Source organism: Brucella cytisi (genome assembly GCF_038433355.1).
GTDB classification, from domain to species: domain Bacteria; phylum Pseudomonadota; class Alphaproteobacteria; order Rhizobiales; family Rhizobiaceae; genus Brucella; species Brucella cytisi.
Window position 1 is genome coordinate 1 of sequence record NZ_JBCAUP010000024.1, and the last position, 16,746, is coordinate 16,746.

Below are 16,746 nucleotides of genomic sequence, written 5' to 3' on the forward strand. Positions count from 1 at the left end.
TGAATGGTTCTTTGGTCCTTTTGCATCTGGCCGGTGCAGTTGCGCTCCTGCTTTGGGCGACACGCATGGTTCGGACCGGGGTGGAGCGTGCCTATGGCGACCGGCTGCGCAGACGCTTGCGCAACCAGATGCAGAACCCGCTGCTTTCCGTCGCCTTCGGCCTTGCCCTTGCTGTCGCCTTGCAAAGCTCGACAGCGGTTACGCTTCTCGTCGGTTCATTTGTCGGTTCAGGTTTTGTCAGCGGCATCGCAGGCCTCATGGCCGTGCGCGGCGGTGAGCTTGGCTCCGCCCTCGTCGTCAAGATCCTGAGCTACGATCTCACGCTTCTGGTACCGCTCTGCCTTGTCATCGGCACCGGCATCTTCATGACCACCGAGCGTCGTGACTGGCGGCAGATCGGACGCATTCTGGTCGGTATCGGCCTTCTCATCATGTCGCTGGAAATGACTGGGCAAGCTACCGAGCCGCTGCGGCAAAGCGAGCTTCTGCCGGTCATCGTCGACTATCTGTCGGGCGACCCGATCACGGCCTATCTGCTCGCAGCCCTCATGACATGGCTGTTTCATTCCAGCGTTGCCGCCGTCATCCTGCTGACCACCTTTGCCTCGCGCGGGCTGATCCATCCAGAGCTCGCTGTGGTGATGGTTCTCGGCGTCAATCTGGGGTCTTCGATCATCGCCCCGATCCTGACCCGGCATGCGCCACCTGAAACCCGCGTCGTTCCACTCGGCAATCTTTTGATGCGCGGCGCCGGGTCACTCATCATGCTCGTGCTTTACCAGACCTTCAAACCGTCGGTCGCCTTTCTCGGCACCGATCCGGTTTCGCAGGTGGTCAATGCGCATATCCTGTTCAATGTCATCGTGATGATTGCCGGTATTCCGCTTTCCGGCCTCGTGCTGCGCGCAACCGAGGCTCTGGTCAATCTCAATGCGGACAAGGGCAGCCCGGCTTCGCAGCAACCCATCGAGATCGAGCAATATAGCGCGCTCGACACTGCCGTGCTCGACCGGCCCTCGCAGGCGCTTGCCAATGCGACCCGGGAAGTGGTCGGCGTCTGCGACACGATCGAAGTCATGCTGCGGCGGGTCATGGAGCTATATGAGAAGCCCGATCAGGTGCGGATCGATGAACTTGAAGCCCTTGATGACCGCGTGGACAAGCGCCATGCCGCCATCAAGCTCTATCTGACCAGGCTTGCAACCCATGAGCTGAGTGATTTCGAGTCGCTGCGCATGCAGGAATTGCTGGGCGCATGTGTGAAGCTTGAGCAGGTCGGCGACATCATCGTGCGCAACATGCTGGCGCATGTTCAAAAGAAGATGGATCACAAGCTGGAATTCACCGAAGAAGGCTGGAAGGAACTCAGCCATTTCCACGCCATGGTTCTGGCCAATGCGCACATGGCGTTCAATGTGATCGTCTCACGCGATGGCCGTACGGCCCGTCAGCTAGTGCAGGAAAAGGACCAGCTGCGTGAACTGGAAAAGCAGACCAGCATGCGCCATTTCAGCCGACTGCGCGAAGGCGCCACCCGCAGCATCGAGACCAGCAGCATCCATCTCGACACGATCCGCGACCTCAAGCAGATCAACTCGCTTCTCGCCTCAATGGCCTATCCCGTCCTCGAAGAACAGGGCCTCCTCAGCGATACGCGCCTGAAAGCCGTCAAGCAGGGCTGAAATCAGACCATGTGGCAGCGGGCACACACCTGCAGCCGCAAGACATTGAATATCAAAAGGAAATATCCGCAGCAGGGCGAACCCGCACACGGGCACTTCCAGCCTTGAAACCATTCAGCGTCTCATTGTGGTGGGCAATGATATCCGCAAATTGCAGGCTGGCAGTGTCGCCCGTCGTGTGTGCGTCCCCGATCAGTGTGACGTCATAGCCAAGAGAAACAGCGCGCCGGACGGTCGTGTCGATGCAATATTGCGTCTGGCAACCGCCAATAACAAGATGCGAGACATCCTGCCTTCGCAAAAGGGCCTGAAGACCCGTCTCATGGAAAGAGTCGCAGCTGCGCTTCTCAACGAGGATATCTCTCGGATTTAAAGCAAGTTCCTCGCGGATTTCCCAACCGGCTATGCCTTTTTCAAGCTCGTCGCCCGGACCGCCATCGTGCTGCACCATGATGACCGGAATTCCAGCCTGATGCGCTTTCTCCCGCAGATGACGCAGTCTGATGACAACCTCATCAAGGGCACGGTCGATAATGGGCTGCCGTTCCAGCGTGCCCGTTCCGGCCACGATGTCGTTTTGAACGTCTATGACAAGCAAAGCTGTTTTCATCGGTTCACACCCGGTATCGATTGACCTTTGCTATGCATAGCACAAGAAAAAGCCCCCGCCAGAGCGGGGGCTGAGGCACAAAGCAAAAGGCGCTTATGCCTCACGCTTTCACTGCAGAAGCGATTTCACGATGGCGCTGGCCTTGGTGAAATCCATCTTGCCTGCATAGCGCTCTTTAAGAACAGCCATGCACTTGCCCATGTCGCGCAGACCTTGAGCACCGATTTCGGCAATCACATCCGCACAGGCCTGCTTGACCTCATCCTCGCTCATCTGCTGCGGCAGAAACTCGGAAATGATCGTGATTTCCTCGCGCTCGGCTTCAGCGAGCTCAAGACGGCTGCCTTCTTCATAGATCCGGGCGGATTCTTCGCGCTGCTTGACCATCTTGCCGAGAATACCCAGCAATTCTTCATCCCCGACCGGGTCCTTGCCAGCAGTACGGTTGGCGATATCTCGGTCCTTTACCGCAGCCAGGATCAAGCGCAGCGTCGACATGCGACGCTTCTCCTGTGCTTTCAGCGCGGTCGTGAGGGCCTGGGAAATCTCCTGGCGAAGCATAACGTCTCTCCTGACGGTGTAAGTTCTTTGTTGTTCGTTTCCTGCATCTATACAGCAAGCGAATAGAATCGCCGAGCTGTCCGAACCACCTTCCCGAGAAATAATAATACGACGATTATCGTCATTATTTCAGGAAAGCATGGCCTCGGACGATTGACCCGGCGTCCAAGTTTCTCTATTGCTCAAGGCTTAGCAGGACATCGGCACGTGCTCGCGGCGGGAGGTTTAAAATCCCCGCTGCCTTTTGACGCATATATGACCCTTGACGCTTCATCTTTCAAGCCACCCTTCCGGTGGCCGTTGGAACACGAACGCGTGCCGCATAAAGCATACCGCCCAAAAGTGGGAACCGGTTTTGGGACAACGGCATGCATGGAAACAAACAGTTAGAGCGTCGATTTGATTCCATCAGTTCGACGCTCTAGCTGGCAACGAAATAACAGCACACGCTGGCGCGCGGCTAACAATCAGGAGTGCAGACCATGACAGAAACCACACCGAAAACAGCACCCTGGACTGTTGAGAAGCGAACCGCCATCCTCGTACTTGCGGACGGAACCGTGATCGAAGGCAAAGGCCTCGGTGCAATCGGTGCGATTGAAGCCGAGGTCGTGTTCAACACGGCGCTGACCGGTTACGAAGAAATCCTGACCGACCCGTCTTATGCCGGTCAGATCGTAACCTTCACCTTCCCGCACATCGGTAATGTCGGCACCAATGCCGAAGACGTTGAAGACCTGACGCCGGCCAATCGCCACGGCGCAGTCGGCGCGATCTTCAAGGCTGACATCACGTCACCATCGAATTTCCGCGCAACGGAAGATCTGGATGCGTGGCTGAAGCACCGCGGCGTCATTGCGCTGGCCGGTATCGATACGCGCGCGTTGACCTCGCTCATCCGCGAGCGCGGCGCACAGAACGCAGTCATTGCTCATGATCCGAGCGGCAAGTTCGACCTCGAAGCACTCAAAGCACGCGCCGCCGCATGGAGCGGTCTTGAAAATCTCGATCTCGCCAAGGACGTCACGGTTGGCCAGAGCCTCACATGGAAAGAAACTCCATGGACGCTCGCAGACGGCTATGGCGAACAGGACGCCCCGGAATATCACGTGGTGGCGCTCGATTTCGGCGTGAAGCGTAACATTCTGCGCCTGCTCACCGGCCTCGGCGCAAAGGTCACCGTGCTGCCTGCAACGGCAACGGCTGAGGACGTTCTGGCCCACAACCCGGATGGTGTCTTCCTGTCCAACGGTCCTGGCGATCCGGCAGCGACCGGCGCGTATGCCGTTCCAACCATTAAGAAGCTTGTCGAAACCGACCTTCCGGTCTTCGGCATCTGCCTCGGTCACCAGATGCTGGCGCTCGCACTTGGCGGACGCACCGAGAAAATGCATCAGGGCCATCACGGCGCCAACCATCCGGTGAAGGACTACACGACCGGCAAGGTCGAGATCGTATCGATGAACCACGGCTTCGCGGTCGATTCAGACTCGCTGCCGGAAAATGTCGAGGAAACCCATGTGTCGCTCTTCGACGGCACCAATTGCGGCCTGCGCGTCGTCGGCAAGCCGGTATTCTCGGTGCAGCACCATCCGGAAGCATCGCCCGGCCCGCAGGATTCGCACTATCTGTTCCGCCGCTTCATCAACCTGATCCGCGAAAAGAAGGGCGAAACGCCGCTTCCGGAACGCGAACAGGCGGCTTAAGCCTTCCGCATGAGTTATCAAAGTAAAAGGTCGGAGTGAAAACTCCGGCCTTTTCATTTTCCGTATCGATCAAACCTCTGAGGGCTTGGCCGAGGGCGTTGGACGCACCCGCGCCACCACGATGACCAGCGCCAGAAAAACCAGTCCGGCTCCAATGGCATAGGGCATTCCAGCGAAGACGAACGGCGCATTCATGCCGGTGAACACGGCGAAAAGCTGCGTGAAGATGAGCGGGCCGATGATGGTCGTAATGCTCGACACGCTTGTCAGTGCACCCTGCAATTCTCCTTGCGCGGAAGGCGGAACCTTGCCTGCCGCAATACTGCGCAGCGGCGGATCGGCCAGACCTTCCAGCGCCGTCAGGAAGATGACGGCATAAACCATCCAGCCTTCCCATGCGATGGCGTATCCGATCATGCCAAGACAGGAAAACAGCACGCCCGTGATCGCCGTGCGCCGCTCGCCAAGCACCGGCAAGACCCTTGGCAGGACAAGCGCCATCACGAACGCCGCGCCGATACCGAAAAGCCCCAGCGACAGACCTATCTGAGCTTCGCTCCAGTTATAGCGATAAGCACCGACGAAGGCCCAGACGGACGGATAGACGGCATGAGCCAGCCAGAACAGGAAGAAGACCAGCACCACCCAGCCGATGCCGGGATAGTTTCGCATCTGCTTGAGCGCACCCAGCGGATTGGCGCGGGCGATCTGGAAGGTGCGCCGGTTTTCACGCGTCAACGTCTCCGGTAACAGGAAATAGGCGAGGATGAAGTTGATGAAAGACAGGAACGCCGCTCCGTAGAACGGAACGCGCGGACCGAACTCCCCCAGCAAACCGCCCAGCACCGGACCGAGTGCAAAACCGACACCGAAAGCAATGCCGATCAGGCCGAAATTGCGCGCACGATTGCTGTCATCGCTGACATCGGCAATGTAGGCGGATGCCGTCGCGAAGCTTGCTCCGCTGATGCCTGCCAGCACACGACCGATAAACAGCATCCAATAGGTGGTTGCGAGCGCACAGATCAGATTGTCGAGCGCGAAGGTGAAAATCGAGGCGAGCAACACCGGGCGGCGCCCGAAACGGTCGCTCAGATTGCCGATCATCGGCGCGAACAGGAACTGCATTCCGGCATAGACCAGCAAAAGCCAGCCACCATCGACGGCTGCAGTGCTGATATCCGCGCCGGTCAGCTCTTCGAGAAAAGTCGGCAGAACCGGCATGATGATCGCAATGCCGATAATGTCGAGGAACAGTGTCATAAAGACGAGTAACAAGCCCCGCCGTACAAACTGGGGATCATGCATGGGACACCTGAAATATGCTCCACGACGGAAAAGGTGGAACATTCATAAATTGTGTTGATTGGAGAACTCGCGCGCCATCGCCGCTCAAAATTGAGCGTCACGCTTGCAAATCGGAAAAAGGCCGCGCCGGTGCGAATGCATTTATCCGGAAAATTATTTCACGACAAGGCGAATATTGCAGGCTTTCGACAAAAAGAACCGGCGTTTTTCCTCCACAAAGAAAAAGGCGGTCGAAACCGCCTTTTTCTAAAGTATCAGAACGACTTTAAACATCACCGCTGAATGTATCGCAGGATTCCAGCTTGCCGCTATCGAAGCCGCGCTGGAACCACTTGGCGCGCTGGGCGGATGTGCCATGATTGAAGCTTTCCGGAACAACATAACCCTGACTACGGCGCTGTAGCGTGTCATCACCGATCTGGTGTGCCGCATTCAGAGCTTCTTCAAGGTCACCTGCTTCCAGAATACCCTTCTGCTCCGTGTAGTAACCCCATACACCGGCGAAGCAATCGGCCTGAAGCTCAACACGAACCGACATCTGGTTGGCCTGCGCTTCGCTCATCTGCTGACGCATCTGGTTGAACTTGGGCAGAATGCCAAGCAGGTTCTGGATATGGTGCCCGACCTCATGCGCAAGGACATAGGCCTGTGCGAAATCGCCGGAAGCGCCAAAACGATTTGCCAGTTCCTTATAGAAACTCAGATCGATGTAGAGCTTGCGATCACCTGGGCAATAAAACGGTCCAGATGCTGCGGAAGCAAAGCCGCAGGCCGAACGAACCTGTCCGGAAAAGAGCACCATGGTCGGCGGCGTGTAGGTCTGGCCGCGTGACTTGAAAATGCCGCTCCAGACGTCTTCCGTCTCAGCCAGCACGGTGCGGGCGAACTGCGTTGTCTCATCATTGGCAACCGCGCCCCCCTCGGCAGCGGTCCGTCCGGATTGACCGGCCTGCTGAGTTACGCTCGGCCCCATGCTGCCATCGCCGAACAGGATCGGCAGCGGATCGATACCAACCGCACGCAGCACGAAGAACATCACCACCAGAATGAGAATACCGGAAATGCCGCCGCCGCGAACGATTCGAAAGCCGGGACCGCCAAGGCCCCCGCCGCGACCGAAGCCGCCACCTATGCCACCGCCCTGCGCCCCGCGCTGATCTTCCACATTGTCACTTTGCCTACGGCCTTGCCAGCGCATTGACCAACTCCCCTACACCGTGCCGCTCTCGACGAAGCAGCACCAAACTATACATGTAATTGTCGCATAAAGAGTTGGCACGGCAACATAAAAAGTAAATGGCAGTGTCAATCACAAACGAAGACTCTTTCGCAATAGCTTGGACAATAGAAATCCCTTTCTGCTTCGATAGACAAAACCTGTCAAAACAAGCATCAATGGAAGGGATCCTAGAAAAATTGACGGCTTCCTTCACAATGTCACAAATTGAAGGCGAAGCCCCCACAATCTATACGCTAGTAATTGCGGAAATGCGCGGCATTCGCTAAAGCATGCTCTGTCAATGGGGGCATAGACGATGCAGAATCGAAAACAGCTTTATTCGATCCAGATATTGCGCGGTCTTGCGGCAACGGCCGTGCTGATCGCCCATACGATCGAGCATCCGCGCGCAGAAACAAACAATGCCATCACAATGCTGGGTGTTTTCGGCGTTCAACTGTTCTTCGTCATCAGCGGTTTCATCATCGCCTATGTCAATGCCGATGGCCCGTTCAGGCCCGGTGACTTTCTGCTGCGCCGCGTTTTCCGCATCGTGCCGCTTTACTGGCTCTGCACGATCACGGTTTTCATCTGCGCTCTCTATCTGCCGTCACTGTTCAAGACGACGGTTCCGGATGTGGGCTATTTCATCAAATCGCTGTTCTTCATACCCGCCGCCACACCGGGTGACCCAAGCGATTGGCGCCCGATCTTCAAACTCGGCTGGTCGCTGAACTACGAATTGTTCTTCTATCTTGTGTTCGCCTTGTTCTGGTGGTGCAAAAATGCCTTACAGCGCACGATCTTGCTGACCGGTATCTTCGGCGCATGTGTCATCGGAAGCTTCTTCGTCGAACCATCGGCGAGCATCGCTGCATTCTATCTTCACAAGAACCTGCTGACATTCATGTGCGGCATGTGGCTGGCCGAAGCGGAAAAGCATCGTCTGTGGGAAAAATTGTCCCCGGTCGCGCTGGCCGGAATTGGCATCCTCGCCATAGCGGCGCTTTACGGCACCTTCTCCACCCCACTGGTCGCATTCAACAACTTCTTCACTTATCTCATCATGTGCGGTGCGGCTGTTTTACTGGTTACCGGTGCATTGGGCATCGAGCGCTGGCTCGGCGACCTGCGAGACAATTTCTTTGTCGATCTCGGGGCGACTTCCTATTCGCTCTACCTGACACATATGTTCGTGGTCGGTTTTGGCTGGGCGGTGATGCGGAAGCTGAACGTCGGCCCCACACTTGAGATCGCCGGCATGGCTGCCATCGTGATTGGTGCGATCATCGCAGCAAAGATTTCCTATCGCTTGATCGAACTACCGTCGAACAGGCTCGGCCATATGCTCACAAAGCGCAACAAACCATCGCTGAAGGTCGCTCAGGCAGAAGCCTGAACGGCCCGCGAGCACTGTGTTTCGGTCATAACATCGACAGAGAAAGTATGAGGCGGGCAAGAATTTTCGTGAATGCCCGCACTTTCTTTGAAATAAAACGATTTGTGGGGTTCCGCTTTCGGAATCGATTGCCTATAAGGCCCGCTTAGCCCACAGAATTCATACGCTGCCAACCCGCCGGAAAACCGTGCGGGCTTTTCTGGCAGGCTAAGCAGCATGTCTCTCGAAAGTGGGAAGCGGTTTCGAGACAAAGACATGCGTAAAACAAGAGCATGATCCCGAAAAATGGGAACCGGTTTTCGGACAAGATCATGCGCGCGAAGAAGATAGGACGAGCGCCCATGCCGAAACGTACAGATATCAAATCGATCCTGATTATCGGCGCGGGCCCCATTGTCATCGGCCAGGCTTGTGAATTCGACTATTCGGGCACGCAGGCCTGTAAGGCGTTGAAAGAGGAAGGCTACCGCATCATCCTCGTCAACTCCAATCCGGCCACGATCATGACCGATCCCGATCTGGCGGATGCAACCTATATCGAACCGATCACGCCGGAAGTGGTCGCCAAGATCATCGCCAAGGAACGCCCGGACGCGTTGCTGCCGACCATGGGCGGCCAGACCGCGCTGAACACCGCATTGTCGCTCCGCCGCATGGGCGTTCTTGAGCGCTACAATGTCGAGATGATCGGCGCCAATGCGGAAGCCATCGACAAGGCAGAAGATCGCGCGCTTTTCCGCGAAGCCATGGAAAAGATTGGCCTCGATACACCGGAATCCAGACTCGCCAACGCCACCGAAATCAAGGACGAAGACCGCAAGCGCCACGAAACCAAGCGCGCCGAAGTCAAGGCGCAGTTTTCGGGTGACGATCTCGACAAGGCGCTCGACAAGCTTGAAACCGAATGGCAGCTCGGCGAAGTCGAACGCAAGCAACGTTACATGACGCACGCGCTTGCAAAGGCTGCGCAGGCGCTCGACGTTGTTGGCCTGCCTGCCATCATCCGCCCAAGCTTCACGCTCGGCGGCACTGGCGGCGGCATTGCCTATAACCGTCAGGAGTTCTTCGAAATCATCGAGCGCGGTCTGGATGCGTCGCCGACGACCGAAGTTCTGATCGAAGAGTCGGTTCTGGGCTGGAAAGAATATGAAATGGAAGTCGTCCGCGACAAGGCGGATAACTGCATCATCATCTGCTCGATCGAAAACCTCGATCCGATGGGCGTGCACACCGGCGACTCGATCACCGTTGCACCGGCGCTGACGCTGACCGACAAAGAATACCAGATCATGCGTAACGCCTCGATTGCGGTGTTGCGCGAGATCGGCGTCGAAACCGGCGGCTCCAACGTGCAGTTCGCGATCAACCCGGCCAATGGCCGCATGATCGTCATCGAAATGAACCCGCGCGTGTCGCGTTCCTCGGCGCTCGCTTCCAAGGCCACCGGCTTCCCGATTGCCAAGGTCGCGGCCAAGCTCGCCGTCGGCTACACGCTCGACGAACTCGACAACGACATCACCGGCGGTGCAACGCCTGCCTCGTTCGAACCATCGATCGACTATGTCGTCACCAAAATCCCACGCTTTGCCTTTGAAAAGTTCCCCGGCTCCTCGCCAATCCTGACCACTGCCATGAAATCGGTCGGTGAAGTGATGGCCATTGGCCGTACCTTCCAGGAAAGCTTGCAGAAGGCGCTGCGCGGTCTTGAAACCGGCCTGACCGGCCTCGATGAAATTGCCATCCCGAATATCGAGGAAGGCGACGAGAAGAACGCCATCCGCGCCGCCATCGGCACGCCGACGCCGGATCGTCTGCGCATGGTCGCGCAGGCAATGCGTCTCGGCCTGACCACCGAGCAGGTGCACGACGCATCGAAGATCGATCCGTGGTTCCTCGAACAGATCGAAGCCATCGTAAAGACCGAAGAGCGCATCCGCGAACACGGCCTGCCGCAGGACGCTGAAAACCTGCGTATGCTGAAAGCCATGGGCTTCTCCGATGCGCGCCTTGCAAGCCTGACGGATCAGGACGCGGAAGACGTGGCCAAGCTGCGCGGCGAACTCGACGTGCATCCGGTCTACAAGCGCATCGACACCTGCGCTGCCGAATTCGCTTCGCCGACTGCCTACATGTACTCGACCTATGAAACGCCTTTCGTCGGCCAGCCGCGCTCGGAAGCCGAAGTCTCGGATCGCAAGAAGGTCGTCATTCTCGGCGGCGGTCCGAACCGCATCGGTCAGGGCATCGAGTTCGACTATTGCTGCTGCCATGCGGCTTTTGCGCTCAATGATGCTGACTATGAAGCCATTATGATCAACTGCAATCCGGAAACGGTTTCGACCGACTACGACACGTCGGATCGTCTCTATTTCGAACCGCTGACGGCGGAAGACGTGCTGGAAATCCTGCGCATTGAACAGGAGAAGGGCACGCTTCACGGTGTCATCGTACAGTTTGGCGGCCAGACCCCGCTCAAGCTCGCCAATGCGCTTGAAAAGGCCGGCATCCCGATCCTCGGCACCTCGCCAGACGCCATCGACCTTGCGGAAGATCGTGACCGTTTCCAGAAGCTGTTGATCAAGCTTGATCTCAACCAGCCGAAGAACGGCATTGCCTATTCGGTGGAGCAGGCACGCCTCGTCGCAGCCGACCTCGGCTTCCCGCTTGTCGTGCGCCCATCTTATGTTCTCGGTGGCCGCGCCATGCAGATCATCCATGATGAACGCTCGCTGCAGAACTATCTGCTCGACACCGTGCCGGAGCTGGTGCCGGAAGACATCAAGGCCAAGTATCCGAACGACAAGACCGGCCAGATCAACACGCTGCTCGGCAAGAACCCGCTTCTGTTCGATACCTATCTGACGGAAGCCATTGAAGTGGACGTCGACTGCCTGTGTGACGGCAAGGACAGCTTTGTCGCCGGTATCATGGAGCATATCGAGGAAGCCGGTATCCATTCGGGCGACTCGGCCTGCTCGCTGCCGGTGCATACACTTTCGCCTGAAACCGTTGCCGAACTGGAACGCCAGACGGCAGCGCTTGCCAAGGCGCTTCATGTCGGCGGCCTGATGAATGTGCAGTTCGCCATCAAGGACGGCGAAATCTTCATTCTCGAAGTCAATCCGCGTGCATCGCGTACGGTTCCGTTCGTGGCCAAGACGGTCGGCACCCCGATCGCCAAGGTTGCAGCCCGCGTCATGGCCGGTGAGAACCTGGAAGCAGCACTCGGCGCCTATGGCGGCAAGCCGAAAACACCTTCCCGCCCGCATATCGCGGTCAAGGAAGCTGTGTTCCCGTTTGCGCGTTTCCCTGGCGTCGATACGTTGCTCGGACCGGAAATGCGCTCGACCGGCGAAGTCATGGGCCTTGATTACGACTACGCTCTGGCCTTCGCAAAGGCACAGCTTGGCGCAGGCGTTGAACTGCCGCGTGAAGGCACGGTCTTCGTATCTGTTCGCGACGAGGACAAGGAACGCGTGCTCGGTGCGGTCCGCAAGCTTGCAAGCATCGGCTTCAAGGTCATGGCAACCGGCGGAACGCAGAAGTTCCTCGAAGCCAACGGCGTCGAATCGACCAAGATCAACAAGGTCATCGAAGGCCGTCCGCACGTGGAAGACGCGATCCGCAATCGCCAGATTCATCTGGTCTTCAACACGACGGACAGCGCGAGTGCTGTTTCCGACTCCAAGTCGATCCGCCGCGCAACGCTGATGCAGAAGCTGCCTTACTACACGACCATGGCCGGAGCAGAAGCTGCTGCCGAAGCAATCGCCGCGCTCAAGGCCGGATCGCTCGAAGTGCGCCCTTTGCAAGACTACTTCCGCTGATAGCCTGAAGGCATCCCGAAACAGAAAAGCCGCCGGTCATCCCGGCGGCTTTTTTCATGCTGTTTTCAGGGCTGGCAGCTCCAGAGGCTTTCCTGACGGATCGTCCTCCAGATTGATCTGCTGCGTGAAAAGACCGTCATGCAAATGTGGCTTGCCGAGATGGATCACGGCTGCATCCTTCAATTCGGTGTTCAGTATGTCGCGAATCCGGTCATAGGCTTCAGCGTCGAGACCATCGAGCGCACCGTCGATCACGATCCACTGCGGTTTCTGCAATATGAGGCGGGCGAAGGCGATACATTGGCGCTCATCGTCCGTCAGCACGCGATCCCAGCGCGCAACACGATCCATGCTCGTGGAAAGCCGTTCAAGCCCGGCACGCCGCAGGACATTTTCCAGATCCTGTTCAGAAAATTTCTTGATATCAAGCGGATAAACGATCACGCCCTTGAGGTTGCCCGGCGGGAAATAAGGCGCGCGCGGCATGAAGGCGACACCATCGCCAACCGGCATGCCGATCCGCCCCTCGCCCCATGGCCAAAGCCCGCCCAATGCGCGGAACAGCAGCGTTCTTTGCGTTTCGGTCCCGCCCGTCACAAGCACCCGCTCGCCGGGTTTTACCGAAAAAGCCTTGCGGGAGAGCTTCAGGCACTGATCGGGGGCGGCGATGGAAACACCGTCCAGCGTCAGCCTGTCATCGTCATTCGTCTCAAGATCGATCTGCCGGTCCAGATGACCAAGCTCGTCCATGCGCAGCACCGCCTGACGGAAACTCGCGACACGCAGCAGCGTCGCCCGCCAGTCCGCAATCGCCCCGAAATTGTCGACGAACCAGCGCAGCGCATTGTGCACCTGTGAGAATGCGCCGACGGCCATCATCAGCCCGCCGAATGTCAGACCGCCGCCGAAATAGACCGGAGCCGCCACGAGGATCGGCGCCACGATTGTCAGCCAGCCGTAACCGGCCGTTACCCAGGTCAATCGCGTGGTCGCATAGACGATCTTGCGGATTGCGGCCAGAACCGCATCGATATCCAGATCGAGACGACGTCTTTCATCCCCTTCGCCGCGCGACAGGGTGATGGCATCCAGATGTTCGTTGACCCGCATCAGCGATGCGCGGAAATCCGCCTCACGCGCATAGCGATTGGCGTTGATATTGACCAGACTGCGCCCGACGATCCATGTCAGCCATGAGGCAGAGGCCGCGTAGATGATGACAGCCCAGACCATGTAGCCGGGAATGGAGAAACTGTAGCCCGCGACATGAAAAACAAAGCCACTTGAGAGCGACCACAGGACACCGACGAAGCTCACCAGAATGACGGTGGACTGGAGGAGATTGATCCCAAGATCGCACGACATTTCCGCAAAGTGACGTGCATCTTCATGCAGGCGTTGATCGGGATTGATGCCGATCTCGCCTGCATTGGCGAGACGAAATGCCCGCCCCGGCACCAGCCATTGCCCCACGAGATCGCGCGCCAGTCCTTCGCGCATCTTGAGCTTGAACATCTGGTTGAGCCAGGTTTGCGATACGTTGAGCACAAGCAGGCTACCTGCAATCCCGAAGAAAACCATCAGCTGATGGAAAAAAGCCTGCAAATCCTTGCGCGCAAGCGCATCGTAGAAGGGTTCGTTCCAGCGATTGATGGCAACCTGTCCGATGGCGATCAGCACGATGAGAACGAAAATGCCGGTCCCGAGCGCAATCAGCGTGTTGCGCACCGGCGAGACCATAAAGGCTCCCACCATCATCGAAACTTGGGAAAAAAGATCGGTTCCGTCGCGTGACGGAGAACCACCAATCAGCTTGGCCGAACTCTTGCGCAGACGCTCCGAGACACTGCGCCTGGGCTTTTTGCGGCGGTGCTCTTTCTTGGGCGCACTCCGCTTCGTCTTGTCCTTGTCTGGTTCAGACGTCATGTCCTGCCTCGCTGCCCATCCGCCCGCTCAATATTGCAGATATGTTTGCAACATGCTGAATATCTACGTCGCGTGGAAGTCAAAGATAGGAGAGCACACGCTTTTCGCGCGCGCCAGCCGCGATGACCCACAACAATATGCGGGTTCTACCGCAAATCATTCGTCGCAATTATGGTCTGAACGCTAACCCTGCCGGAAAAGTCCATGACCGTTACAATCCAACCCATCGACAAAGTACTTATTTACGCGACATGGAACGACCGGCTTCTGGTTTTTGAAGAACCTGATTTTCCTGAAACGCCGCTTCAGGTGCCAGGCGGCACGGTCGATGCGGGAGAAGACATTCTCGCCGCCGCCTATCGCGAATCCGCCGAGGAAACCGGCCTCCTCTATGACGATGGCATGATCCATCTCGAAACCGTCGATTATGACTATCCCGAACAGGGGCAGACAGAGCGTCACCGCCGCCACTGCTTTCATCTGCGATTGAGAAACGCCGTACCTGAAACCTGGGATCACTACGAAATGTCGCCCTGCGACGGAAGCGCCCCGATTCTGTTCCGGCTGTTCTGGCTCGACCGATTGAGTGCGCAAAACCGGCTCGGGCTCGGAATGGCAAAAAGCCTCAGTAAAATCAGTTTTTAGCTGACAATTTTAGCTGTCTTGTATTGGTCAAATTTGTCGCATATAGTTAGCGCATCGATTTTTCGGTCAAGTGACTTTGCGACCCGTGCGGCCCGCCGTGCTTCCTGACGATCTCCTGTCCATAAATTCGATTCACAGGGACGTGTGCGAAGCATACGGACTACTCTACTACTAATGTTACAAAGGAATTTCCCATGGCTACGGGAACAGTTAAGTGGTTCAACACGACCAAGGGCTTCGGCTTCATTCAGCCTGATCAGGGCGGCACGGACGTATTCGTCCACATTTCCGCCGTTCAGCGCGCTGGTCTGGCCACGCTCGATGAAGGTCAGAAGGTTTCGTACGAAATCGTACAGGACCGTCGTTCGGGCCGTTCGTCTGCCGACAACCTCGTCGCAGCATAAGTTTTGCCGTAAGGCAGAGAAAAGGCGGGTCCTCGGACCCGCCTTTTTTGTTTGTCCGCTTTTCTGCTCACACCCTTGCCAGCGCGCTCGCGCCCAGAATCAAGGCCGCAATCAGCGCAGCAATGGTGCGGACGTGATTCCATAGGGTCCAGTCGCGCACATAAGTAAGCCAGACATCGGCCGACGCGGCGGCACTGGCATCCATCGCCGCGAGCTGGTTGTTCAGCGGCACATTCAAAGCCATCGTGACGCCGATCGTGCCGACAAGATAGACGGCAGCGCCGATCACCGCCCATTTCGACAAACTTCCAAAGCCCATCAATCCCAGTACGATAATCACCAGACACAGCAATGCCGTGCCGAAAAAGGCGGCAAAGAACGTCCCGTTGATGACGGTGATATTGATCGACTGCATCGCCGTTATGCCCGCATTGGCCGGAATGCGTGCCAGCGCGGCCATCACGAAACTTGAGAACGCATAGAAGATGCCGCCTGTAATCGCGCTCCCCCATGCCGTCAGCAGAACAAGTAGTTGAAAACTCATCGTCATGATTGTCCCTCCCATGTGCCTTCAATGGCAGCCTTGCGCGCAAAATCTGCAAACCGGCGCGGCTTACGCCCGAGAGCTTCCTCCACACCATGCGCCACAGTGGCATTGCGGCCATCGAAAAGCTCGACGAAAAGATAGCGCAAAAGCGTAATGACATCTTCCGGCAATGCCTGCTCACGCAGCGCCGCCTCATAATCGGCGTATGAGACCGGATTGAACGACAAGTCTTTGTCAGTCGCTCTGGCAATCTCGCTTATTGCATCGCTGAAGCTGAACAGTTCCGGGCCGGTGAGTTCATAGAGCTTGTTGCGATGCCTCGTTTCGGTGAGGGCAGCAACGGCGACATCGGCAATATCGTCAACATCGATGAAGGGTTCTTTCATCGGCCCGACGGGTAAGGTCAGCGAGCCTGAAAGCAGTTCGTCCCGCATGTAGTTTTCGCTGAAATTCTGCATGAACCAGCTGGCGCGCAACACGGTCCAGTCCAGCCCGGAATCCTGCAGAACCTTTTCCGCAATTTCCGCCTCCTCCTCACCTCGCCCGGACAGAAGCACGACATGCTTCACATCCGCCTTCTTTGCCGCCAAAAGAAATGCGCGAATGGCATCAACGGCCCCCGGCAAGGCCAGATCCGGCTGGTATGACACATAGGCGGAGTCGATGCCGTCAAGCGCGGCAGCCCAGGTGGATTGGTTGGCCCAGTCAAAGGAAACCTCGGTACTCCGCGACACAGAACGCAAGGACACTCCCTTCTCCCGCAACCTCTCAGCGACACGCCTGCCGGTTTTGCCGTTGGCGCCAATAACCAGATAACGATCATTACGATGTGTATTCATCTTCCGTCTCCCAAAATATGAGCAATCCTCATATTTGCAATATGTGAGCAACTCTCATATTCTGTCAAGAGCG

The 16,746-nt window shown here is 57.2% G+C and carries 13 protein-coding genes; 6 read left to right on the forward strand and 7 right to left on the reverse strand.

Annotated elements, in window-relative coordinates; all coding sequences use genetic code 11:
- Nucleotides 1-1,682, forward strand: a 1,682-nt coding sequence (locus tag AAE521_RS20035; protein ID WP_342061118.1) for a Na/Pi cotransporter family protein, incomplete at its 5' end; no start/stop codon positions are given.
- A 52-nt stretch (nt 1,683-1,734) separates the two neighbouring features.
- On the opposite strand, the gene AAE521_RS20040 is transcribed toward AAE521_RS20035, so the two are convergent.
- Together AAE521_RS20040 and AAE521_RS20045 are read right to left on the reverse strand one after the other, a co-directional pair.
- Nucleotides 1,735-2,292, reverse strand: coding sequence for a cysteine hydrolase family protein (locus tag AAE521_RS20040; RefSeq protein WP_342062229.1), 558 nt, complete (start codon nt 2,290-2,292; stop codon nt 1,735-1,737).
- Nucleotides 2,293-2,400: 108 nt separating this feature from the next.
- Nucleotides 2,401-2,853, reverse strand: a complete 453-nt coding sequence (locus AAE521_RS20045; protein WP_010659670.1) for a GatB/YqeY domain-containing protein — start codon at nt 2,851-2,853, stop codon at nt 2,401-2,403.
- Nucleotides 2,854-3,335: 482 nt separating this feature from the next.
- Here AAE521_RS20045 and carA point away from each other — a divergent pair, with 482 nt between their 5' ends.
- Nucleotides 3,336-4,559: a glutamine-hydrolyzing carbamoyl-phosphate synthase small subunit gene (gene carA, locus AAE521_RS20050; RefSeq protein WP_151615328.1), complete on the forward strand. Its 1,224-nt coding sequence runs from the start codon at nt 3,336-3,338 to the stop codon at nt 4,557-4,559.
- 69 nt (nt 4,560-4,628) lie between these two features.
- Here the strand turns inward: carA and AAE521_RS20055 are convergent, their stop codons facing one another.
- Both AAE521_RS20055 and ypfJ read right to left on the reverse strand, forming a co-directional pair.
- Nucleotides 4,629-5,867, reverse strand: coding sequence for a TCR/Tet family MFS transporter (locus AAE521_RS20055; RefSeq protein ID WP_342062230.1), 1,239 nt, complete (start codon nt 5,865-5,867; stop codon nt 4,629-4,631).
- Between the two features lie 265 nt (nt 5,868-6,132).
- Nucleotides 6,133-7,065: a KPN_02809 family neutral zinc metallopeptidase gene (ypfJ, locus tag AAE521_RS20060; RefSeq protein WP_010659667.1), complete on the reverse strand. Its 933-nt coding sequence runs from the start codon at nt 7,063-7,065 to the stop codon at nt 6,133-6,135.
- Nucleotides 7,066-7,402: 337 nt separating this feature from the next.
- On the opposite strand from ypfJ, the gene AAE521_RS20065 reads away from it, so the two are divergent.
- Complete coding sequence (locus AAE521_RS20065; RefSeq protein ID WP_342062231.1) at nt 7,403-8,485, forward strand: acyltransferase family protein; 1,083 nt, start codon at nt 7,403-7,405, stop codon at nt 8,483-8,485.
- Nucleotides 8,486-8,826: 341 nt separating this feature from the next.
- Nucleotides 8,827-12,312: a carbamoyl-phosphate synthase large subunit gene (carB, locus tag AAE521_RS20070; protein ID WP_342062232.1), complete on the forward strand. Its 3,486-nt coding sequence runs from the start codon at nt 8,827-8,829 to the stop codon at nt 12,310-12,312.
- Between the two features lie 54 nt (nt 12,313-12,366).
- Here carB and AAE521_RS20075 read toward each other — a convergent pair whose 3' ends face one another.
- Nucleotides 12,367-14,238, reverse strand: coding sequence for an ABC transporter ATP-binding protein/permease (locus AAE521_RS20075; protein ID WP_342062233.1), 1,872 nt, complete (start codon nt 14,236-14,238; stop codon nt 12,367-12,369).
- A 204-nt stretch (nt 14,239-14,442) separates the two neighbouring features.
- On the opposite strand from AAE521_RS20075, the gene AAE521_RS20080 reads away from it, so the two are divergent.
- Nucleotides 14,443-14,883, forward strand: coding sequence for an NUDIX hydrolase (locus tag AAE521_RS20080; RefSeq protein WP_342062234.1), 441 nt, complete (start codon nt 14,443-14,445; stop codon nt 14,881-14,883).
- A 194-nt stretch (nt 14,884-15,077) separates the two neighbouring features.
- Nucleotides 15,078-15,287: a cold-shock protein gene (locus AAE521_RS20085; protein WP_006471898.1), complete on the forward strand. Its 210-nt coding sequence runs from the start codon at nt 15,078-15,080 to the stop codon at nt 15,285-15,287.
- 67 nt (nt 15,288-15,354) lie between these two features.
- Here the strand turns inward: AAE521_RS20085 and AAE521_RS20090 are convergent, their stop codons facing one another.
- Both AAE521_RS20090 and AAE521_RS20095 read right to left on the reverse strand, forming a co-directional pair.
- Nucleotides 15,355-15,837 (reverse strand): anthrone oxygenase family protein, encoded by a 483-nt coding sequence (locus AAE521_RS20090; protein WP_010659662.1) that lies wholly within the window; start codon nt 15,835-15,837, stop codon nt 15,355-15,357.
- Nucleotides 15,834-16,673 (reverse strand): NAD(P)H-binding protein, encoded by an 840-nt coding sequence (locus AAE521_RS20095; protein WP_342062235.1) that lies wholly within the window; start codon nt 16,671-16,673, stop codon nt 15,834-15,836. Before AAE521_RS20095 ends, AAE521_RS20090 begins: the two co-directional genes overlap by 4 nt.
- Nucleotides 16,674-16,746 lie beyond the last annotated feature (73 nt).

Coding starts and splice junctions, on each gene's coding strand:
- AAE521_RS20085 (WP_006471898.1), top strand. CDS start 15,078: ATGGCTACGGGAACAGTTAAGTGGTTCAACACGACCAAGGGCTTCGGC.
- carB (WP_342062232.1), top strand. CDS start 8,827: ATGCCGAAACGTACAGATATCAAATCGATCCTGATTATCGGCGCGGGC.
- AAE521_RS20045 (WP_010659670.1), bottom strand. CDS start 2,853: ATGCTTCGCCAGGAGATTTCCCAGGCCCTCACGACCGCGCTGAAAGCA.
- AAE521_RS20090 (WP_010659662.1), bottom strand. CDS start 15,837: ATGACGATGAGTTTTCAACTACTTGTTCTGCTGACGGCATGGGGGAGC.
- AAE521_RS20055 (WP_342062230.1), bottom strand. CDS start 5,867: ATGCATGATCCCCAGTTTGTACGGCGGGGCTTGTTACTCGTCTTTATG.
- AAE521_RS20040 (WP_342062229.1), bottom strand. CDS start 2,292: ATGAAAACAGCTTTGCTTGTCATAGACGTTCAAAACGACATCGTGGCC.
- AAE521_RS20075 (WP_342062233.1), bottom strand. CDS start 14,238: ATGACGTCTGAACCAGACAAGGACAAGACGAAGCGGAGTGCGCCCAAG.
- carA (WP_151615328.1), top strand. CDS start 3,336: ATGACAGAAACCACACCGAAAACAGCACCCTGGACTGTTGAGAAGCGA.
- AAE521_RS20065 (WP_342062231.1), top strand. CDS start 7,403: ATGCAGAATCGAAAACAGCTTTATTCGATCCAGATATTGCGCGGTCTT.
- AAE521_RS20095 (WP_342062235.1), bottom strand. CDS start 16,673: ATGAATACACATCGTAATGATCGTTATCTGGTTATTGGCGCCAACGGC.
- ypfJ (WP_010659667.1), bottom strand. CDS start 7,065: ATGCGCTGGCAAGGCCGTAGGCAAAGTGACAATGTGGAAGATCAGCGC.
- AAE521_RS20080 (WP_342062234.1), top strand. CDS start 14,443: ATGACCGTTACAATCCAACCCATCGACAAAGTACTTATTTACGCGACA.